Source organism: Sphingobium sp. D43FB (assembly GCF_002312805.1).
Lineage (GTDB): Bacteria > Pseudomonadota > Alphaproteobacteria > Sphingomonadales > Sphingomonadaceae > Sphingobium.
The window spans coordinates 85,933-105,284 of sequence record NZ_NMUA01000017.1; the positions used below are offsets into that span (position 1 = coordinate 85,933).

Genomic DNA, 19,352 nt, shown 5'->3' on the forward strand with positions numbered 1-19,352 from the left:
GCCTGTCCTACATCACCGCCATCATGCTAATTCCCGTCATGCCCAGCTGCTTCCCATCGTTAACCCGCCCCTCGCGAAACGCGCCTCAGCAACGGTGTGAACTTCGCCGGATTCGCATCATCACGCGCACATCCCGTCCCCTGCCCAATGCAGCTCAGCGACGGTGTGAACTTTCGAGTCGTGCCGCAGGAAACCGGGCCTAAACCCCCGGCAACATTATCCTCATTGACCTTGGCCGTGCCTGCGCATAGCAGGACCGCGCTTTTCCAACCAAGAGTGACCAGACAATGACCTATGTCGTGACCGACAACTGCATCCGCTGCAAATATATGGATTGCGTCGAGGTCTGCCCCGTGGATTGTTTCTACGAGGGTGAGAATATGCTGGTCATCAATCCGAGCGAATGTATCGACTGCGGCGTGTGCGAGCCTGAATGTCCGGCCGAAGCGATCCTGCCCGATACCGAAAATGGCCTGGAAAAATGGCTGGAGCTGAATACCAAATATTCGGCCGAATGGCCCAACATCACGGTCAAGGGCGATGCCCCGGCTGACGCCGACGCCATGAAGGGCGTCGAGAACAAGCTGGAACAGTTCTTCTCGCCCGAACCCGGCACGGGTAGCTGACGGGCGCGCTGTCGCCGCCTTCGCCGTCCCATTTTGCGCCACACGCCCGCCCTTTATGTCCGGGGGTGGTAATTTTGTTACGAATCTGCTAAAAGCCGTCACAACGGACGGGCATATGCGCTCGCCCCTGGAGTATTAGCTTCATGTCTTGACGGTGGTGTCGCGGTCTTCCCTGCATGTGACCCCTATCGCATGTGCCCTGCGTCGGCCCCGTTCCCCGGTTGAATTGGAAAGGTTGCAAATGGCTGCCAAAGCGCTGTCCTTTGACGTTGGTGATTATGTCGTTTATCCCAAGCATGGCGTAGGCCGTGTAATCGAACTGCAGAAAGAGCAGATTGCAGGCATGGATCTGGAGCTGTACGTGCTCCGTTTCGAAAAAGAGCGCATGACGCTCCGCGTACCGACTAACAAGGCCGAAGGCGTCGGCATGCGCAAGCTGTCGTCCAACAAGACGCTCGAAGAATCGATGGAAACATTGAAGGGCAAGCCAAAGGTCAAGCGCACCATGTGGTCGCGCCGCGCGCAGGAATATGAAGCGAAGATCAATTCGGGCGACCTGGTTTCGATCGCCGAAGTGACCCGCGACCTGTTCCGCGCCGATGACCAGCCCGAACAAAGCTATTCCGAGCGTCAGATTTTCGAAGCGGCCTCCAGCCGTCTCGCCCGCGAACTGGCCGCGATGGAGGAAACCGACGAGCCTACCGCGCTCAAGAAAATCCTCGCGATCCTCAACGAAGCCGCACCCAAATATGCCAAGGTCGAAGGCTGACCTGGCTGGCTTAGGCCGCTAGCGGCAGGCCGAAGAAAAAGGGGCGTCCCGATATCATCGGGGCGCCCCTTCCTCGTCCGGGCCCATCAATTGCCGCGATAGCTGCTATAGCCATAGGGGCTGACGACGACCGGCACATGATAATGGGCCTTGGCCTCGTCGGCGCGGAACGTGACGCTGATTTCCGGGAAAAATGGCTTCGCCGCCGACCCTGTATAGGCCGTCATGTCGAAGCTGATGCGATAGATGCCGGGCGGCGTATCGATCCCTTCGCCAAAGCTGCGGATGCGTCCATTGCCATCGGTGCGCGCGGTGGCGACGCGGGTCCAGTTGCCGGCCGCATCCTTGCGCTCCAGCGTCGCAGGAATGTCGGCCCCACCAACGCCCTGCGCCAGATCGAGAACATGGGTGGAAATATCCGACGCCTGCGCGCCCAAAGGCGTCGCCAGATGAGAGAGGGCTAAGGTAGCGGCAATCCTGTGACGCATCATGCTGGTCCTGATCCTGCGTATGTCGCTGATTTAAACGGCTCGACCACGCGGTAAACCAACCCGAAAGGCCATGGCTGTCAGGTTGGTATCGACACGAAGGCCCCCTTGGCGCGATCCTTGACGACCTTGTCGGCGCGGAACACGGAACCGCTCATGGTGATATAGACGCCGGGTTCCGCGACCTGCGCAGTGGCGAAGGCCATGCCGAGGTTGAAGCTCGCATCGCTCTCCCCAAAGCGCGCGGGCGCGAGCGCGCCGACGAGTACGATCGTCTTGCCCTCGATGCCCGCCAACGCCTTGGCCGTATCCGTCATCGTATCGGTGCCATGGGTGATGACGATATGCTTTTCCGCCGCGGCCGCAATCCGCGCATAGATGAGCGCGCGATCGCGATCGTCCAGTTCAAGGCTGTCCTTGCGGGTCACTTCCTCGATCCGAAACGGCCGCTTGACCCGCGCCACGTCCAGCAGCTTGGCCATCACCGTTTCGCCCACCTGATAGTCGGACAGCGCATCGAAATAGACTTTGTCGATCGTTCCGCCGGTGGTCAGCAGCAATATGGGGGTGTCGGGCGACAGCATGGGAAAGCTCCAAACAGGGAAGACATGCCCCTAGCGCAAATCCGCCCGTGCCGGAACCAGCCTATTCCCCCCGCGCCATCGCTTCGCCGCGATCCCGCGCCGCCGTCAATGTGTCGATCAGCAGCGTGCGCAGACGGTCATCGGCGTCGAGGACGTTCATGCCTTCGCGCGTCATGCCGCCGGGGCTGGCAACTCGATCGGCCAACTGGCCAGGGCTATCGCTGGCGCGGGCCGCCATATTGGCCGAACCTTGAACCGTCGCCAGCGCCATCCGACCGGCCTCATCGGCGGGAATGCCGAGCGCTTCGCCTGCCTTGGCCAACGCGTCGATGAAGCGGAACACAAAGGCAGGACCACATCCCGACAGCGCCGTGACCTGGTTGAACAACGCTTCGTCCGTCACCCATTCGGCAAGGCCCAAGGGACGGATAAGGGCATCGACGGCATCCCTCGCCGGGGGTGCAGTGCGGCTATCCGTGAACAGCGCGGTCACGCCCTCGCCCAGCCCCACGGGCAAATTGGGCATGGCCCGCACAATGTCCCGAACCTGCGGGAAATACGCGCGCATATCAGCCAAAAGCGTGCCCGCCAGGATCGACACGATCCTTGTGTCAGCCGCGCATAGTGGCGCAAGTGCTTCCGCGACATCGCCAATCTGATAGGGTTTCATGCCGAGCAGCACCGTGGTTCCAGCAGGCAATGCGGCGGGATAATCCGTCATCACCGCCACGCCATCAGCCACCGCCTTGCCACTGGGACGCAGCACCGTGACGCGCGCGGGATCAAGGCCGCAGGCAAGCCAGCGCGACAGCATCTGCCCCGCCATATTGCCACAGCCGACGAGAAAGAGGTGATCGGGCCAAATCGTCATCGACTCACGCTTCGCCACGCGTTTCGATCAGGCTAGCGGAAATCGCCTCCGACGGAGATTTGCCGCCCCACAACACGAACTGGAACACGGGATAGAAGCGTTCGCATTCATCAATGGCGGTTTCGACCAGCAGTTGCGCCTGATCGAGCGTCAGCGTGCCTCCTGCGCCCAGCAGCGCCCCATGACGGAACAGGATGATGCCGCTGGAGGACCAGAGTTCGAAATGACCAAGCCAAAGCTGTTCGTTGATCAGCCCCAGCGTTTCGTAAATGACGCTGCGCTTCTCATCGGTGACGCGGATGTCAGGCATGGCCAATAGCTGCAACACTTGGTCTTCATCGCGCCAAATGCCGCGCAATTCATATTGCGCCCATGATCCTTGCGTGTTGGCGACGATCTCATCCTCGCCAACCTGCTCGTAGCTCCAGCCATGCGCCTCGTAAAAGGCGGCCAGCATATCGATCGGAGCGGCCTCCTGACCGCCATGTTCAAACTCGTCACTATCCATCATCGCCGCGCCTTATCACCGGATAAGGCGAAAGGACAGACAGGATCAGAGCGCGTCGCTTCCCTTTGGCTTGCTCGCCTTGACCGTCTTGGTGACGGGTTCGGACGTCCGCCCCTCCAGCGCGTCGAGGCGGGCCTTGAGCAATTCAACCTCTTCCCGCGCGGCGGCAGCCATGGCCTTGACCGCGTCAAATTCCTCGCGCGACACGAACTCCATGCCGCCAATCCATTCCTTGGCCTTTTCACGGGCATTGGCCTCGAACTCGCGGCTCATGCCCGCAACCGTACCGGCGGCACCGTTCACCAGCTTGGCCAGATCGTCGAAAAAGCGGTTTTCGCTCTGCATTGCTCTTGTCCTTTGCGGCGGCGCGATGGAACCTGCGCCAAAAATCATATCTGGGTGCTAAGCGCCGGTGCGACAAGGGTCTCGGCATCGGGATTGAGCCGCCCGATCTCATAATTGAGGAAGGAGGCAAAGGCGAGCCACGCCAGATAGGGGAGTAGCAGCAAACCGGCGACACGGCGTATCCGGGCAAACAGCCATATGGTTATCGCGACAACAACGATCAGCGCGAGTATCAGCACCAGCGCGCTGCCGACCTGATGCGCGCGGAAGAAGAGCGGCGACCAAGCAAGGTTCATGAGCAACTGGATCAGGAACAGGACAATCGCCGGCCCCCGCCCCTTCGCGCCGCGCGCATGCAGAACGATAGCCAGCGCCAGACCCATCAATATGTAGAGAATGGTCCAGGCGACACCGAACAGCCAGCCGGGCGGCATCAATGCGGGCTTTTCCAGCGCATCGAACCAACGATTGCCATAGCCGCTGTTGGCGAGGCGCCCCGACAGGAAGCCTAACAGTACAATGGCCGGAACGGTAAGCAGGGACCAACGCAGATAAGCAAGGCGCAACTGGCCGGGGGACGCGATCTCGTTCATCGGCAACGCTTCTCCATAACCCTCATTCCGCCGGTTCAGGCGCGTCCTTCAGCGCCGAATCCAGCTTTCGGCCGACGGTTTGCGGGGAAACCGTGCGCTTGGCAACGCGCGAATAGAAGATGGGGATGAGGAACAATGTGATCAGCGTCGCCAGGCTGACGCCCGATACGATGACCACGCCGATCGACTGGCGCGCCGCCGCTCCCGCGCCGCCCCTTATGACCAGCGGCACCGCGCCGATGACCGTCGCGATAGAGGTCATGAGGATGGGACGCAGGCGGCGGGTCGCGGCCTCGCGAATGGCCTGCCCCACCTCCATGCCTTCGTCGCGCAACTGGTTGGCGAACTCGACGATCAGAATGCCGTTCTTCGCTGCCAGCCCCACGAGCATGACGATACCGATCTGGCTATAGAGGTTGATCGTGCCCCCGGTGATGATCAGCCCGATCACGCCGCCGGCCACGGCGAGCGGCACGGTGGCGATGATGACGCCGGGATGGATGAAGCTCTCAAATTGCGCGGCGAGCAGCAGGAAGACGACGAGGATGGTGAGGCCGAAAATCAACCAGATCGACCCGCCGGTTTCCCGCAACGACTGGCTTTCGCCGCGATAGCCGATGGCCAGCACTTCGGGCGCTTGCCTTGCTTCATTCTCCAGAAATGTGAGCGCGTCACCAAGCGAGGTTCCGGGTGCGAGGGCCGCGGTTAAGGTGATCGCGCGCAACTTGTTGAATCGGTTAAGCTGACGTGGCCCTGCGACTTCGCGCACCGTCACAACAGACGACAGTGGCACCAGCGCCCCGGTGCGGGTGCGGACATTGATGCGTTCCAGATCGGCGAGGGTCTGACGCCCTTCGTCTTCGGCCTGCACGATGACTCGATATTCCTCGCCCCGATCGACATAGGTGGTCACACGGCGGGAACCGAGCAGGCTTTGCAGCGCCTGGCTGACATCGTTGACCGACACACCTAAATCACCGGCGCGCTGCTGATCGACGTCGATCCGCATTTGCGGCTTGGTTTCCTTATAGTCACTGTCGAGGTTGATGAGCCCCGGATAGTTGGCGGCGGCGGCCGTGATGCGATCGCGCGCCGCGACCAGGCCTTCGTAGGTAGAGCCTGCAAGCACGATATTGACCGGCAAGCCGCGCCCGCGTCCCAGGCCAGAGCGCGGTGCGGCATTGCCGCGCACGCCTGGCTGGTTGGCGATGACATTGTTGATGATGGTCGCGACTTCCGCCGTGGTGATCGTGCGATCCTCCCATGGTCGGAGGAAGGCAATGACATTGCCGCCGTTGAAGTCGTCGGTGGTACCAAAGCCGCTTGGCGTGCGGATAATCAGATTTTGAAGCGTGCCATCCTTGCGCAGCGGCGAGAGTTCATCCTCGATCTTGCGCATATAGGTCAGCATCCGGGCATAGCCGGTGCCTTCGGGTGCGCTGATCTGGCTGTCGACGACACCTGTATCTTCGGCCGGTGCCAATTCGTTGGGTAACAGGGTGAACAAACCGCCTGCAATGGCGAGGAAAAGGCCGACCCCGATGAGTGGGATCAGGGGCTTGTTGAGCACCCGGTCCAGCCACTTGCGATAGCCCCCTTCGATCCTCTGAAACCGTGCATCGACCCAGCGCGCCAAACGCCCGCGCTCCGCATTGTTGAGCAATTTGGAGCAGAGCATCGGTGCGAGGCTGAGGGAAATGAAGCCGGAAAAAGCAATGGCCGCGACCATCGCGATAGCCAGTTCACGGAACAGCAACCCCGTCTGTCCGGCCAGGAACATCACCGGCACGAACACCGCACACACGACCAAAGTGGTCGAGATGATGGCGAAACCTACTTGCCGCGTACCAAGATAGGATGCGACCAGCGGATCTTCGCCCTGTTCGATGCGGTGATAGACATTCTCAAGCACGACGATGGCGTCATCCACGACGAGGCCAATGGCCAACACGAACGCCAGCAATGTCAGCAGGTTGATCGACAGGCCCGCCAACCACATGACAGCACAGGTCGCCAACAGACAGATCGGCACGGTGATGGCCGGGATGATGGTAGCCCGCACCGAGCCCAAAAACAGGAAGATGACGAGAATGACGAGCAGCGCCGCCTCGATCAGCGTGTCGTAGACGTTGGCGATGGCACGGCTGATGAAGAGGGACTCGTCGGACCCGACGGCAACGCGCATGCCTTCGGGCAAGGTCGGTCGCAATTCCTCCGCCAAAGCCTTCGCCTTGTCGGCGACGTCCAGCGTATTGGCACCCGACTGGCGCACGATGCCCAATCCCACGGCCGTCCCGGCGTTGGATCGGAAGCTGTTATAGGGGTTTTCCGCCGCTTCCTCGATCCGCGCGACGTCGCCCAGCTTGACCTGGTATCCGTCGGCACCACGGCCGACGACCAAGCTGGCGAACTGCGCGGTCGTGGCAAACGCCCTCTCGACGCGCAGCGTCTGATTCTGGTCTTTCGATTCAAAGCGACCGGCGGGTAGTTCGACGTTCTGCGCACGCAGGGCGTTTTCCACGTCGGCTGGCGTCAGGCCGAAGGCGGCCAGCCGCTCGGCATTCATCCACACACGGGTCGAGGGCCGCGCCTCGCCGCCAATGGTAACCCGCGCCACACCATCGATGGCGGAGAAGCGGTCCGCAACGTTGCGGTCGATATAGTCGCTGAGTTGAATCGATGTCCAACCGGGGCGGGAGAAGGCCAGAAACAGGATCGGCCGCGCATCCGCATCGACCTTACGGATTTCCGGAGCCAGCGCATCTTCGGGCAAGTCCTCCACCACGGAACCGACACGGTCGCGCACGTCATTAGCCGCCGTATCGATATCGCGTGACGGATCGAACTCGATGCTGATGTCGGATGTGCCGTCCTGCGACCGGGAGGTGATCGTCCTGATCCCCTGGACGCCCGCGACCGCATCCTCGATCAACTGGGTGATACGGGTTTCGACCACCGACGCGGCGGCCCCAGTATATCCTGTTTCCACCGAGACGATCGGCGGGTCCGTATCGGGATATTCCCGCACCGACAGGCTCAAATAGCCGACTACGCCGACGATGCAGAGCAAGATGGCAATGACGGCCGCGAAGACCGGGCGGCGAACGGAGAGATCGGACAGTTGCATGGCGGCCTCTAGCCCGCAGGCTTGCGCGAAGGCGCTGGCTTGTCACCCGCCAGGCGCACCGTCGCGCCATCGCTCAGTTTCACCACACCCTCGGTCACGACCTGCTGCCCCGCCTTCAGGCCGCCCAAAATCTCGACCTGTCCATCCTGGCGAATGCCGGTATCGACCTTGACCCGCTTCACCTTGCGACCTTCGAGAAGGAACACGAACCGGTCTTCGCCATCACCGACGATCGCCAGTTCGGGCAAGGCCAGTGACTGGCGCTGGCGCGATGCGACGCTGACGGTCAGCAACATGCCAGGTTTCAGCGTCCGGTCAGGATTAGGCAAGATCGCCCGGACCCGCACTGCCCGCGTGGCGGGGTCGATCACCGGATCGATCGTCGCGATCGTGCCAGTATAGGGCCGGTCGGGCCAGGCGGCGGAAATAGCCTTGATCGACTGACCGGCCTGGATCGACGATAGCCGTGTCTCCGGGATGGTGAAGTCGAGCTTGATGCGTGACACGTCGCTGACCGTCGCGATGGCGGTGCCTGCGGACACGATCGCACCGGGCGAGACAATCCGCAGACTGGCCCAACCCGCGAAGGGCGCGCGGATCACCCGGTCGCCGATCGACGCGCGCGCCTGATCGGCAGTGGCGCGCGCTGCGTTGGCCAGCGCGAGTTGCTGATCAAGCGACGACGCGGTTGCAAAGCCGCGGGTCTTGAGCGACTGGACCCGCTCCAACTGCTGGCGAGCCTGCAAAGCCTGCGCCTCGGCGGCCGCAAGCTCGGCCTTTTCTTGGCCAACCGCCAGCGTTGCGATCACCTGCCCTTTTTTGACGTAAGCGCCATCAGCGAAATTGATCGATGTGATCCGCTCCGTCACCGGCGCGGACAACACCACCTGCTCGTTGGCGAGGGCCGTGCCGACCGCTTCCAGACGGTCGGTAAAGGTTGCGGTGGCGACCGGTTCCGCCTCCACCAGCGGAACGGCGCGTGGTTGCTGCGCCTTTTCACTGCCGCAACCGGCAAGGCAAAGCGCTGTAAAGGCGAGGAGATGGGGAAATCGCATAGGAGGGGGCTAACGGGCCTTTGCAAGCGGCACAACATGACCTTTTGCCGCTGGATGAACTTACTGGCGAGAAACGAACATGGGGCGTTTATCCACCAAGCCGGGCGTAGATGAGAAATTCGACATTGCCCTGTGGACCCGTAATCGGACTTTGTGTCAGGCCGATAACGGTCCAACCCTGCGCATCGATCCATGCCCGAACTTCCGCGCAAACCCGATCGTGGATCGCGATATCGCGCACGACCCCGCCCTTGCCGACTTCGCCACGTCCCGCTTCGAACTGCGGTTTGATCAACGCTACCAGGGCCGCGCCGGGCCGGGCAAAGGTCAGCGGGCGTTCCAGCACCTTGGACAAAGCGATGAAACTCGCGTCGCAGACGATGCAGTCGACCGGCTCCGGGATATGCGTTTCCGTCAATATACGCGCACTGGTCTGTTCGTGGACGATCACCCGATCGTCGGAACGCAATTTCCAGGCGAGCTGATTGGTGCCGCTATCGACCGCATAGACCTTGGCCGCGCCATTGGTCAGCAGCACATCGGTAAAGCCGCCGGTCGAACTGCCCACGTCGATCGCGACCTGACCGGTCACGTCGATGGCGAATGTATCAAGCGCGTGGGCAAGCTTGATGCCCCCGCGCGAGACCCAGGGATGGTCGCGGCCGCGCACGTCGATCGCAGCGTCCGGCGCGACCTGCTGACCGGCTTTCTCCACCTTGCGATCGCCGAGGAAGACATGGCCTGCCAGGATCAACGCCTGCGCGCGGGCGCGGCTTTCCGCCAGACCCAGATCGACGAGCAGTTGATCGGCGCGTATCTTGGCCATCAGCGTACCAGTCCGGTCAGCGTCGCTACGCTCAGCAATTGCGGCAAGGTCTGCGCCTCCTTACCCGGCGCATACCAGAGGTAGAGCGGCACGCCTGAACGGCCCTGCGCTTCCAAGAAGCGGGTAATGGCGGGGTCGGCATTGGTCCAGTCGCCAACCATGACGGTTACACCGCCTTGTTCGAAACGCGCTCGCGTTTCGGCACGGTCGATGGCGGCGGCTTCATTGGCCTTGCAGGTCAGGCACCAGTCGGCGGTGAAATAGAGGAAAACGGGCTTGTTCGCCGCGCGCAGACTGGCCAGCTGCGCCTCATCGAACGCGACGCGATTGGCGCTTGCTGTTTCCGCGGGGGCTTGTGTCGGCAATGTCACCGCTGCTGCGGCCAGCAACACCACACCGAGCAAGGCCGCAATCAGCCCTCCCCCCCGGCCTGCGCGCTGCCGCATGCCCAGCCACCAGAGTAGAAGCGCCAGCAGGAGCGCTGCCGCCAGACCGATCGTCATGCCCGACACGCCGCGCTGCTGCCCCAATAGCCAGGCAAGGCCAAGCGCGGTGAGGAACATCGGGATAGCGAGAATTTTCTGAAGGCGGCCCATCCACGCGCCGGGCTTGGGCAAACCCCGCCGCAAAGCGGGGACATAGGCGAGCAGCAGGAAGGGCAGCGCCAGTCCCAGCCCCAAGCCAGCAAACACTGCCAGCGCAGCAACCAGCGGCAGCAGCAGCGCCGCGCCCATGGCAGCCGCCATGAACGGCCCCGTGCAGGGAGTCGCGACGAAAGCGACCAGCGCGCCGGTCCAGAACGACCCGGCCAAGCCACCCTTCCCCGCCAATCGATCACCGCCGCCGATCGCACGAAAATCGAACAGGCCTGCCAGATTGAAGGCGATGAGCGTCACCAGCAGCAGCAAGCCCAGAATGATGCGTGGGTCCTGCAACTGGAACGCCCAGCCCGCCGCCGTTCCTGCTGCACGCACGACGAGCAAAACGCCACCAAGGGCAAGACAGGTCATGATCACCCCCGCCGTATAGGCCAACGCCTCCCGCTGGACCACGCGCTCGTCGCCCCCCGCCTTGGCCAGTTTCATGACCTTGAGGCCCAGGATCGGAAAGACGCAGGGCATGATGTTGAGCAGCAAGCCGCCAAGCAAGGCGCCACCGAGCGCGGCCAGGATCGCCACCGCCTGCCCCCCGCCCGACGATGCGGCAACCGCGCCCGGCTGCGCCGTCAGCAGGAAACCGACATGCTCGCCGGTTCGCAACACCGCCTGAACATTACCGCCCTTGCCGCCTTCGGCCGCATCCGTCTCGATCAGCAGGCGATCGCCATCGCGGGTGATGCTTTGCGGCGCGGCGTAGCGGGTGAGGCCCTCTGCCAACGGGAAGAGATGGACATCGCGCGCCTCTGCATCCGCCGGAAACGGCACGGAGACGCGCAGCTTGCCGTCGACGATGGCATAGGTCGCCATACTGCCCAACGGCCGGGGGAGATGCGTGCGCCAGGCGTCGAACCGAGCGCGATCCGCGGCGCTGGCCTGTCCCTCGCCTGCCACCAGATCGAGCGCCATTTCCCCGCGTTCAGGAACGCACACTTTGTCGGTGCAAGCCAACCATTGCGCCTTCACCCGGACCGGCAAACGGGTGCCCGGTGCCACGTCGGGCGCGACGGTCAGGTTCGCCAATATACCATAGGGGCCTTCATACACATGGTTCATCAGGCCGGAGATCAGCAGCGTTTCAGGGACGGGGTAACGCAACGCCCCAACGCTGACGCCTTTCGGCAGCGTCCATTCGACGCTCATCCCCAGGCCTGCATCGCCCGGATTTTCCCAATAGCCGTGCCATCCTGCCTCCGGCGTCATGGCAAAGGCGATGGTCGTGCCTTTGCCGGGCTGCGGCGTGGCGCTTTCGGCCACCAGCCGCGCGGCGATATGCGGTGCCCCGCCTCCGAACGCGCCTTGGGCCAGCGCAGCGGGCGCGGCGAACAGCAGCGCCAACGTCATCAATATGCCATGAAAAATCCGCATCGGGCCTCTGGTCGAGTGGGTGAGAGCGGGCTAGGTCCGGGGGCGTTCGCCGTCAAGGCTGGAGAAGGTACAGGAAATGTTGAAACATGTCGCCGCCGCCCTGCTGCTGGCCACCACCATGCCGATTGCGGCGCAGACGCCTGCCCCGGCGACAACCGCCGCTCCGCCGAAGCTGATCGTCGCAATCAGCGTCGATCAATTTTCCGCCGACTTGTTCAGCGAATATCGCCAATATTATAGCGGCGGTCTCAAGCGACTGACCCAGGGCGCGGTCTTTCCGAACGGCTTTCAAAGCCATGCCGCAACCGAAACCTGCCCCGGCCACAGCACCATCCTGACCGGCAGCCGCCCGTCGCGCACGGGCATCATCGCCAATAGCTGGTTCGACCTGAACGCCGCGCGCCCCGACAAAGCGGTCTACTGCGCCGAAGACGAAGCCCAGCCGGGCAGCAGCAGCGACGCCTATGTCGCGTCGCCCGTACATCTCAAAGTGCCGACATTGGGCGGACGCATGAAAGCCGCCAATCTGGCGACCCGCGTGGTGTCGATTTCCGGCAAGGATCGGGCCGCTATCATGATGGGCGGGCCGACCGCCGACCAAGTGTGGTGGCTTGGCGGACCGCAGGGCTATGTCAGCTACCAGGGCGTCGCCACCCCGCCGCTCGTAGCCAAGGTCAATGAAGCGATGGCCCGGCAACTGGCGCAGCCCACCCTTGGCTTCGACCTGCCAGCTCAATGCGTGGCCAAGGATTTTGCGGTACGCGCAGGCGACCGCACGGTGGGCACAGGTCGCTTTGCGCGTGCTGCGGGCGATTATAAGGGCTTTCGCATCTCGCCGGAACAGGATGCCATGACGCTCGCATTCGCGGCGGCCGCCGTCGAGACGATGGCGCTGGGTCAGCAGGCGCAGACCGACATCATCTCCATCGGCCTGTCCGCCACCGACTATATCGGCCATAGCTACGGCACCGAAGGGACCGAAAGCTGTATCCAGGTCGATCGTCTGGACCGGGAACTGGGTGCCTTTTTCGACCGGCTCGACAAGGACCGCATCGATTATGTCGTGGTGCTGACCGCGGATCATGGCGGGCATGACTTGCCCGAACGGCATCGCCTAAACGCCATGCCGATGGAAAGCCGCGTCGACACCGCGCTCACGCCCAAGGCGCTGAACGCGGCCATAGCGCAGCGCACCGGCCTGGCGGGCAAGACCCTGATCTGGAGCGATGGCCCATCGGGCGACCTTTATTTCGACAAAGGGCTGACGTCCGCCCAGCGCGCGAAGGTGGAGGCTGCCACGCTCGCGCTGCTACGCGCCCATCCGCAGGTCGCCGCTGCCTTTACCAAGGCGGAAATCGCTGCCACCCCCTCTCCTGCCGGTCCGCCCGAAAACTGGACTCTGATCCACAAGGCGCGGGCCAGCTTCGATCTGACGCGGTCGGGCGACCTGCTCCTGCTGCTCAAATCGCGGGTCATGTCGATCCCCGAACAGGCCGTAATGGGTTCAGTCGCCACGCATGGCAGCCCATGGGATAGTGACCGTCGCGTACCGATCCTGTTCTGGCGCAAGGACATGCGCGGCTTCGAACAGCCATTGGGCGTCGAGACGGTGGACATCATGCCCAGTCTGGCCGCGCTGATCGGGCTGCCGATCGCGCAGGATCAGATCGATGGGCGCTGCCTGGATCTGATCGCGGGCGAGGGAGATAGCTGCGCGGGAAAATAAGCGGCGTTAGCGCCGCACGTTCTTGGGCCGCTGCAGGCAGATTTCTGCCCGCAGCCCGCCTTCGGGGCGATTGATCAGCGTCAACTGCGCACGTTCCAGTTCCACCGCTTTCTGCACGATCGCCAGCCCCAGCCCCAGACCGCGCGTATTCCGCTGCCGCGCGGTATCGAGCCGGGCGAAAGGCTTAAGCACTTCGCCGATCTGGTCGCGCGGTATGCCGGGGCCATCATCGTCGATACGGATCAGCACCTCATCCCCCACCCGCAGCAGGGAGACACGCGCCCGCTGCCCATAATGGAGCGCATTTTCGATCAGATTGCGCACCGCGCGCCGCAGCGACAAGGCATGGATCTCCATCTCCAGATGGTCCGGCCCGCTATAATCGACATCCTGCCCATGATCCTGAAAAGCATCGACCACGGTCGCGATCGTGACGGCCAGGTCCGCCCGGACCAGAGGCTCAGGATTCTTCTCGCCGCCCAGAAAATCGAGCAGCGATTCGATCATGGCACCCATCTCTTCGAGATCGCCGTCCATGGCTTCGCGGACATCGTCCTGCCGCACCGTTTCCAGCCGCAACTGCAAACGGGAAAGCGGGGTGCGCAGGTCATGGCCGACCGCCGCCAATGTCTCGGTGCGTTCGTTGATTAGGCGATGGATGCGGGTCTGCATCGCGTTGAAAGCGCGGATCAGTTCGCGCACGTCGCTGGTTCCCGCTTCCGGCAGGATGACTTCGGCACCAAGCCCGATCTTTTCCGTTGCGCGCGTCAGTTCCCGTAGTGGTGCCAATGTGCGACGAATCAATATCCATCCCGCCACCAACAGCGCCAGCACCGGGATCAGGGCGAGGCCCATTCGGCCAATGGTGAAGGCCCATTTGCCGCCGCCATGATGCATGCCGAAATAGAGCCAACTGCCGTCGGGCAGTTGCAGTCCGCCATTGATTTCCGAGTGGCGGCTGGGCGATGTGAGCCGCAGCCAGAGGCGCGAGCGTTCGAGTGTCGGCTCCCACGCGATGATCTGCTGCCGCATCCGTTCCAGTTCCGGCGACAGCGGCGGGGGCGGCGGCGATGCAGCCGACCAATGAACATCGTAGCGATCGGTGGTCAGTTGAACGCCCATGGCGCGCCGCTCAGCAGGCGGCTGTTCGGTCAATAATTTGCGGGCGATGACCAGATGTTCGGCCAGCCGCCGTGCTTCGTCATCCTGCAGCGATATCTGGCTTGCCCGTTCGTAGATGAGCGTGCCGACGGCAAATTCCAACGTCAAGGTCAGGAGCAGGATCGCGAAGAGGCGGCCAACCAGCCCCAGCGATCCGTGCATGTGCCACCTCAAGCGCGGCTGACCTCTGCATTGAACATATAGCCGACACCACGCACGGTCGTGATCGGGGCTCCTCGGTCCTCGGTAGATAATTTGCGGCGAAGGCGGCTGACCAGAACGTCGATGCTGCGGTCGCTGCTGTCGCCCATCCGGGTCCGCGACAATTCGATCAGGCGCTCACGGGCGATGACCCGCTGCGGGTGACTAAGAAAACTGCCGAGCAGATCGAATTCCGCGCCAGTCAGATCGACCAGCCCGCCGGTCGGGGATCGCAATTCTCGACGAGGGAAATTGACGACCCAGCCGTCAAAACGCGCTTCATTCTCGCGATGTTCGTCCGGGCCACGCTCAAGTCCCACCCGGCGCAGGATAGCCCGGATCCGGGCGATCAGTTCGCGCGTACCAAATGGCTTGGGCAGATAATCATCTGCACCCAATTCCAAACCCACGATCCTGTCCGTTTCGCTGCCCTTGGCGCTGATGAAGATGATGGGGACATCACTCTTGCGCCGGATCTGACGGCACAGGTCGATGCCATTGGTGCCAGGCAGCATGACGTCGAGCACGACGAGATCGACAGGGCCAGCATCGAACGCCACCCACATTTCCGGGCCGGACGAAGCGGGACGCACCTCATAGCCATGCTCCTGCAAAGCACGGGCGGTCAGGGTGCGAAGCGGCGGGTCGTCTTCGACGAGGATGATCGACGGAGCGGTCATGAATGCTGCAAGGCGCGTGATGTCATGGCGATGGGATAGGGCCGACCGTTTCGGGGGTCAACCGGATCAGACGCACGGGATGCTTGCCAGCGGCTTAGCAACAATTTGTCATGCGTGAAGCAAAGCCACGCAGATGCGAAAACGCCGGGACCAATTGCTGGCCCCGGCGTTCCTTACGCTATCAGAAAGCGGCCGAGATGGAGAAGACGACCTGGCTGCGGGCAATCGAAGAACCGTCAGCGTCAGAGAAGTTCGGACGCAGATAATTTTCCTCGACGCGCGCGATATCCGTATCCACATAGGCGATACCCAGCGTAAGCGGCGTACCCGGAACAGCGACATCCGCGCCTACCAGCCAATCGACATACTTACCGGTTGGCGCCAGCGACGTACCATTTGGCCCCAGGCCTGGGTTACCATTCGAATAACCGAGATGCGCTTTCAAAGTGACCGGCGTGTTAGGCACAGAACCGCCAACATCTGCCCAGATGTAGAGATTGTCTTCCTTATCTCCCACGCGGCTCTGCGGCGTATTCGACCAGTTACCGAGCGCCTCCTGCTTAGGCGCGTAAGCAACGCCGACCAAACCCTTGACCGGCCCGATTTGGCTGGAAAGCTTGACATAAGGCTCTGCGAAATCAGTGATGTCGAGACCACTGGGGTACATATACCAAGTCAAGCCAACATCGAGCGTCGTCGTCTCGTTGAGCGGAATAGCGTAACCGGCGAACAGGTCGAGTTCCATGTTCGCGCCGCCGAATGTGCCCCAGCCTGAAAGATTGGAACCCCAGGCACCAGCATAAGCACCGGATTCATGGCTGACAGTCAAGCCACCTTGAATAGCCATACCCTTGTCCGTCATGGAAACGCCGCGGAAACGATAGTCAGAGACCATCGCTACACTGCCGGTCACGGTGACGGGGCTGGTGGGTTCTTCCTGAGCAAAGGCCGGTACGCTGGACATGAGCGCGAGGGCGGCACAGGCGATTTTATACTTCATGAACATTCCCCTTTACGAAAGAATGTTCCGTCCTGCTTCCACTCAACCCGAAAGTCTGTTGCTTGCGCTCTCAGTGCCGGTGGATGCCCCTTGCCTATTCAAAATAGCCCCACAGTCAAACAGGTTTTTCTCGCATCTGCGAGATGGCGCGCATCGCTGTTGCATAACGGGCACAGTTCAATGCTTGCCACGCTGATACAAAATCAAAAAAATGCCGCCGCGCCGGGGGTAGTGGCGCGGCGACACCCTGTATCGCCCGATATTTTGAAAAATCAGGCGACCAGTTGGCGCATCCGTCCGGTCGCACCGAACAATTCCACCGGAAGCCCGCTGCCGCGCCGACGCTCGACCCATTCGCGGACCATCTCTGCGGTCGTATGATCGATATGGCCCAGACGTTCGACATTGAGGATGACAAGGCCACCCTTTGGCAACGAATCGAGCTTTGCCGACAATTTGGGTAGCGTCAGGAAGGTCGCGCTGCCGCGCAGAGCCACTTCATGCGCATCACCCCGGCTTTCATCCTCCAGCTTGAGGCGCAGGCGGCTCAGATGGGGGATGAGTTCCAGCATCGAAAGGCCGATGCCAACCAGAACACCCGTCAGCAGGTCCATGGTAACCACGCAGATCAGCGTGGCCGCCCAGACGATCGCGGGCAACGGGCCGTAGCGGTGAAGCAGGTGCCGGACGTGATCGACGCTGACGAGGCGCACACCGGTCACGACCAGAATGCCCGCCAGAGCCGCCATCGGGATTTCGCGCAGCAGCCAAGGCAGCAAGGCGACAAAGCCCAAAATCCAGACGCCGTGCAAAACCGCCGACATGCGGGTCTTTGCGCCCGCCTGCACATTGGCCGAGCTGCGAACGATAACGCCGGTCATAGGCAATGCACCGGCAAAGCCGCACAGGAGGTTGCCGACGCCCTGGGCGCTCAGTTCCCGGTTGTAATCGGTACGCACGCCATCATGCATCCGGTCGACGGCAGCGGCCGACAGCAATGTTTCGGCGCTGGCAATGAACGCAATGGCGATGGCGATCGTGATGACGGCGGGGTCCATCATCGTCGCGAACAACCCTGCGTCCGGCAGGCTCACAGCCGCCACGATCGATTCGGGCACCACGACCCGCGCGACGGGAAGGGCGAGGAAGAAGGCAACCAGGGTCGCAAGCAAGACGCCCACCAGTGCGCCGGGGACGAGCTTCAGCGACGCAGGGCGGAACTTCTCCCAGCCGAGCATGCCGCCAATGGTAACCAGGCCGACGGTGAAGGCCGTTACCGTGTCGCCAGTGGAGAGACCGAGCAACTGCGCAGGCATGGCCAGCAAATTGGCTAGACCGCTCGACAGGGGCGTATCATCGAATAACACATGGAATTGGCCAACAACGATCAACACGCCGATGCCAGCCAGCATGCCATGGACGACGGCCGGCGAAATCGCACGAAACCAACCGCCGACGCGCATCAGGCCCGCGACCACCTGTATAGCACCTGCCAGAATCAGGATCGGCCCAAGTGCGGAGAGACCTTGCTCGCGGACGATTTCAAAGACGATGACCGCAAGGCCAGCGGCGGGTCCGCTGACCTGCAGCGGAGAACCCGCCAGCAGGCCAACGACAATGCCGCCGATGATGCCGGTAATCAGACCCTTTTCCGGCGGAACGCCGGAGGCAATGGCAATGCCCATGCAGAGCGGCATCGCCACCAGAAAGACGACGATCGACGCCGTGAAGTCGCGGCCGAAGGTGCCGCCGGAAAAGGCTTTCAGCATGATTTACTCCGCCGCCAGGGCATATTCGCCATCGCCAGCCAGTCGACGGGCGTGGGGAAGCGCGATCGGCATTGGCTGATCCTCACGGAGCGGCATGAAGCGGCCGGTATCGCCGTCGAGGCCCAAGACCTGACCGGCGTGAATGTCCACATACCAACCGTGCAGGGCGATATCACCACGCGCGATGCCCGAAGCGACCGATGGATGGGTGCGCAGATGGGCCAGCTGGACGACGACATTTTCCAACGCCATGTTGCGCAACTTTTCCGCGTCGGTCAGCGTGTCGGGATAGCTTTCGCTGCAAACCTGCTGCGCGGCATGGGCATGACGCAACCAAGCCGCCACGTTGGGCATTTTGGAGAGGTCGGCATTGGTCGACATCGCCTTCATGGCGCCGCAGTCGCTATGCCCGCACACGATGATGTCGCGCACGCCCAACACCATTACCGCATATTCGACGGTGGAAGTGACGCCGCCATTCTGCGTCGCATGCGGCGGCACGATGTTGCCAGCATTGCGGCAGACGAACAGATCGCCCGGCTGTGCCTGCATGATATGTTCGGGCACGATCCGCGAGTCGGCGCAGGAGATCATCAGCGCCTTGGGGCTCTGCCCATCGCTGGCCAGCCGATTGTAAAGCGCGCTTTCATTGGGAAACACATGCTTTTCGAAGCTGAAGACGCGGCCTAGAAGCTCGTTCATGGGGTCTATCCTTCTATTGCTATGCCGGTCAGGGGGCACCGGCTCAGTCTCGGACAATAGAGGTCGGGTTTTGCTGCGTCGCAGCGGCTTTGTTAAAAAACATGTCTGGATGGGCTTTGTTGCATAACTCCTGATAGGTTTGCTGCGGGCTTTATTTGAGATTACTACGCGACGCGGACAGTATTTGGTGTGCCGATTTGCGAGAAGCGATTGAGGATTGCAGCACGGACTTTGAGCTCGGTTATCTGACGCTCGAAGGTGCGGGCCATGACGCGCTGACCAAGCAGCTTGAAGCAG

At 62.3% G+C, this 19,352-nt stretch carries 18 protein-coding genes and 1 pseudogene; 3 read left to right on the forward strand and 16 right to left on the reverse strand.

Annotated elements, in window-relative coordinates; all coding sequences use genetic code 11:
* The first annotated feature begins 287 nt into the window (after positions 1 to 287).
* Positions 288 to 626: a ferredoxin FdxA gene (fdxA, locus tag SxD43FB_RS15135; protein WP_037477607.1), complete on the forward strand. Its 339-nt coding sequence runs from the start codon at positions 288 to 290 to the stop codon at positions 624 to 626.
* 241 nt (positions 627 to 867) lie between these two features.
* Positions 868 to 1,395 carry a CarD family transcriptional regulator gene (locus SxD43FB_RS15140; RefSeq protein ID WP_037477608.1) on the forward strand — a complete coding sequence of 176 codons (528 nt, stop codon included), beginning with the start codon at positions 868 to 870 and terminating at the stop codon, positions 1,393 to 1,395.
* Positions 1,396 to 1,481: 86 nt separating this feature from the next.
* On the opposite strand, the gene uraH is transcribed toward SxD43FB_RS15140, so the two are convergent.
* From uraH to SxD43FB_RS15190, 10 genes are all read right to left on the reverse strand, one after another.
* Positions 1,482 to 1,886, reverse strand: a complete 405-nt coding sequence (uraH, locus tag SxD43FB_RS15145; RefSeq protein WP_255245745.1) for a hydroxyisourate hydrolase — start codon at positions 1,884 to 1,886, stop codon at positions 1,482 to 1,484.
* A gap of 77 nt (positions 1,887 to 1,963) precedes the next feature.
* A complete protein-coding gene (locus SxD43FB_RS15150) occupies positions 1,964 to 2,467 on the reverse strand; it encodes an asparaginase domain-containing protein (protein WP_037477612.1) in 504 nt (167 codons plus the stop codon).
* 61 nt (positions 2,468 to 2,528) lie between these two features.
* Positions 2,529 to 3,338, reverse strand: coding sequence for a pyrroline-5-carboxylate reductase (gene proC / locus SxD43FB_RS15155; RefSeq protein WP_096062932.1), 810 nt, complete (start codon positions 3,336 to 3,338; stop codon positions 2,529 to 2,531).
* 4 nt (positions 3,339 to 3,342) lie between these two features.
* Positions 3,343 to 3,849: a YbjN domain-containing protein gene (locus tag SxD43FB_RS15160; protein ID WP_037477312.1), complete on the reverse strand. Its 507-nt coding sequence runs from the start codon at positions 3,847 to 3,849 to the stop codon at positions 3,343 to 3,345.
* Positions 3,850 to 3,891: 42 nt separating this feature from the next.
* Positions 3,892 to 4,191 (reverse strand): accessory factor UbiK family protein, encoded by a 300-nt coding sequence (locus tag SxD43FB_RS15165; protein WP_096062913.1) that lies wholly within the window; start codon positions 4,189 to 4,191, stop codon positions 3,892 to 3,894.
* Positions 4,192 to 4,235: 44 nt separating this feature from the next.
* Complete coding sequence (locus SxD43FB_RS15170; RefSeq protein ID WP_096062914.1) at positions 4,236 to 4,784, reverse strand: TspO/MBR family protein; 549 nt, start codon at positions 4,782 to 4,784, stop codon at positions 4,236 to 4,238.
* A 22-nt stretch (positions 4,785 to 4,806) separates the two neighbouring features.
* Positions 4,807 to 7,911 carry an efflux RND transporter permease subunit gene (locus tag SxD43FB_RS15175; protein ID WP_096062915.1) on the reverse strand — a complete coding sequence of 1,035 codons (3,105 nt, stop codon included), beginning with the start codon at positions 7,909 to 7,911 and terminating at the stop codon, positions 4,807 to 4,809.
* 8 nt (positions 7,912 to 7,919) lie between these two features.
* Positions 7,920 to 8,966: an efflux RND transporter periplasmic adaptor subunit gene (locus SxD43FB_RS15180; protein ID WP_096062916.1), complete on the reverse strand. Its 1,047-nt coding sequence runs from the start codon at positions 8,964 to 8,966 to the stop codon at positions 7,920 to 7,922.
* Positions 8,967 to 9,054: 88 nt separating this feature from the next.
* Positions 9,055 to 9,792: a TlyA family RNA methyltransferase gene (locus SxD43FB_RS15185; RefSeq protein ID WP_096062917.1), complete on the reverse strand. Its 738-nt coding sequence runs from the start codon at positions 9,790 to 9,792 to the stop codon at positions 9,055 to 9,057.
* Positions 9,792 to 11,816, reverse strand: a complete 2,025-nt coding sequence (locus SxD43FB_RS15190) for a protein-disulfide reductase DsbD domain-containing protein (RefSeq protein ID WP_096062918.1) — start codon at positions 11,814 to 11,816, stop codon at positions 9,792 to 9,794. The genes SxD43FB_RS15185 and SxD43FB_RS15190 overlap by 1 nt, the downstream gene beginning before the upstream one ends.
* A gap of 76 nt (positions 11,817 to 11,892) precedes the next feature.
* Here SxD43FB_RS15190 and SxD43FB_RS15195 point away from each other — a divergent pair, with 76 nt between their 5' ends.
* A complete protein-coding gene (locus SxD43FB_RS15195; protein WP_096062919.1) occupies positions 11,893 to 13,542 on the forward strand; it encodes an alkaline phosphatase family protein in 1,650 nt (549 codons plus the stop codon).
* 6 nt (positions 13,543 to 13,548) lie between these two features.
* On the opposite strand, the gene SxD43FB_RS15200 is transcribed toward SxD43FB_RS15195, so the two are convergent.
* The 6 genes and pseudogenes from SxD43FB_RS15200 to SxD43FB_RS15225 form a co-directional block, all read right to left on the reverse strand.
* The gene (locus SxD43FB_RS15200; RefSeq protein ID WP_037477296.1) at positions 13,549 to 14,865 is read right to left on the reverse strand and encodes an ATP-binding protein; all 1,317 of its coding nucleotides are present in this window, start codon (positions 14,863 to 14,865) and stop codon (positions 13,549 to 13,551) included.
* 8 nt (positions 14,866 to 14,873) lie between these two features.
* Positions 14,874 to 15,584 carry a response regulator transcription factor gene (locus SxD43FB_RS15205; RefSeq protein ID WP_037477295.1) on the reverse strand — a complete coding sequence of 237 codons (711 nt, stop codon included), beginning with the start codon at positions 15,582 to 15,584 and terminating at the stop codon, positions 14,874 to 14,876.
* 181 nt (positions 15,585 to 15,765) lie between these two features.
* A complete protein-coding gene (locus SxD43FB_RS15210; RefSeq protein WP_096062920.1) occupies positions 15,766 to 16,590 on the reverse strand; it encodes a TorF family putative porin in 825 nt (274 codons plus the stop codon).
* A gap of 266 nt (positions 16,591 to 16,856) precedes the next feature.
* Positions 16,857 to 18,353, reverse strand: coding sequence for a SulP family inorganic anion transporter (locus SxD43FB_RS15215; RefSeq protein WP_096062921.1), 1,497 nt, complete (start codon positions 18,351 to 18,353; stop codon positions 16,857 to 16,859).
* Positions 18,354 to 18,356: 3 nt separating this feature from the next.
* Complete coding sequence (locus SxD43FB_RS15220) at positions 18,357 to 19,055, reverse strand: carbonic anhydrase (protein ID WP_037477288.1); 699 nt, start codon at positions 19,053 to 19,055, stop codon at positions 18,357 to 18,359.
* Between the two features lie 164 nt (positions 19,056 to 19,219).
* Positions 19,220 to 19,352, reverse strand: a pseudogene (locus tag SxD43FB_RS15225) (IS5/IS1182 family transposase); the annotation flags it as partial.

Excerpts from the sequence above, each read along its gene's own strand:
- SxD43FB_RS15160 (WP_037477312.1), bottom strand. The coding sequence starts at position 3,849 with ATGATGGATAGTGACGAGTTTGAACATGGCGGTCAGGAGGCCGCTCCG.
- SxD43FB_RS15140 (WP_037477608.1), top strand. The coding sequence starts at position 868 with ATGGCTGCCAAAGCGCTGTCCTTTGACGTTGGTGATTATGTCGTTTAT.
- proC (WP_096062932.1), bottom strand. The coding sequence starts at position 3,338 with ATGACGATTTGGCCCGATCACCTCTTTCTCGTCGGCTGTGGCAATATG.
- SxD43FB_RS15220 (WP_037477288.1), bottom strand. The coding sequence starts at position 19,055 with ATGAACGAGCTTCTAGGCCGCGTCTTCAGCTTCGAAAAGCATGTGTTT.
- SxD43FB_RS15215 (WP_096062921.1), bottom strand. The coding sequence starts at position 18,353 with ATGCTGAAAGCCTTTTCCGGCGGCACCTTCGGCCGCGACTTCACGGCG.
- SxD43FB_RS15150 (WP_037477612.1), bottom strand. The coding sequence starts at position 2,467 with ATGCTGTCGCCCGACACCCCCATATTGCTGCTGACCACCGGCGGAACG.
- SxD43FB_RS15190 (WP_096062918.1), bottom strand. The coding sequence starts at position 11,816 with ATGCGGATTTTTCATGGCATATTGATGACGTTGGCGCTGCTGTTCGCC.
- SxD43FB_RS15185 (WP_096062917.1), bottom strand. The coding sequence starts at position 9,792 with ATGGCCAAGATACGCGCCGATCAACTGCTCGTCGATCTGGGTCTGGCG.
- SxD43FB_RS15170 (WP_096062914.1), bottom strand. The coding sequence starts at position 4,784 with ATGAACGAGATCGCGTCCCCCGGCCAGTTGCGCCTTGCTTATCTGCGT.
- SxD43FB_RS15205 (WP_037477295.1), bottom strand. The coding sequence starts at position 15,584 with ATGACCGCTCCGTCGATCATCCTCGTCGAAGACGACCCGCCGCTTCGC.
- SxD43FB_RS15195 (WP_096062919.1), top strand. The coding sequence starts at position 11,893 with ATGTTGAAACATGTCGCCGCCGCCCTGCTGCTGGCCACCACCATGCCG.
- SxD43FB_RS15175 (WP_096062915.1), bottom strand. The coding sequence starts at position 7,911 with ATGCAACTGTCCGATCTCTCCGTTCGCCGCCCGGTCTTCGCGGCCGTC.
- uraH (WP_255245745.1), bottom strand. The coding sequence starts at position 1,886 with ATGATGCGTCACAGGATTGCCGCTACCTTAGCCCTCTCTCATCTGGCG.
- SxD43FB_RS15180 (WP_096062916.1), bottom strand. The coding sequence starts at position 8,966 with ATGCGATTTCCCCATCTCCTCGCCTTTACAGCGCTTTGCCTTGCCGGT.
- SxD43FB_RS15165 (WP_096062913.1), bottom strand. The coding sequence starts at position 4,191 with ATGCAGAGCGAAAACCGCTTTTTCGACGATCTGGCCAAGCTGGTGAAC.
- SxD43FB_RS15200 (WP_037477296.1), bottom strand. The coding sequence starts at position 14,865 with ATGCACGGATCGCTGGGGCTGGTTGGCCGCCTCTTCGCGATCCTGCTC.
- fdxA (WP_037477607.1), top strand. The coding sequence starts at position 288 with ATGACCTATGTCGTGACCGACAACTGCATCCGCTGCAAATATATGGAT.
- SxD43FB_RS15210 (WP_096062920.1), bottom strand. The coding sequence starts at position 16,590 with ATGTTCATGAAGTATAAAATCGCCTGTGCCGCCCTCGCGCTCATGTCC.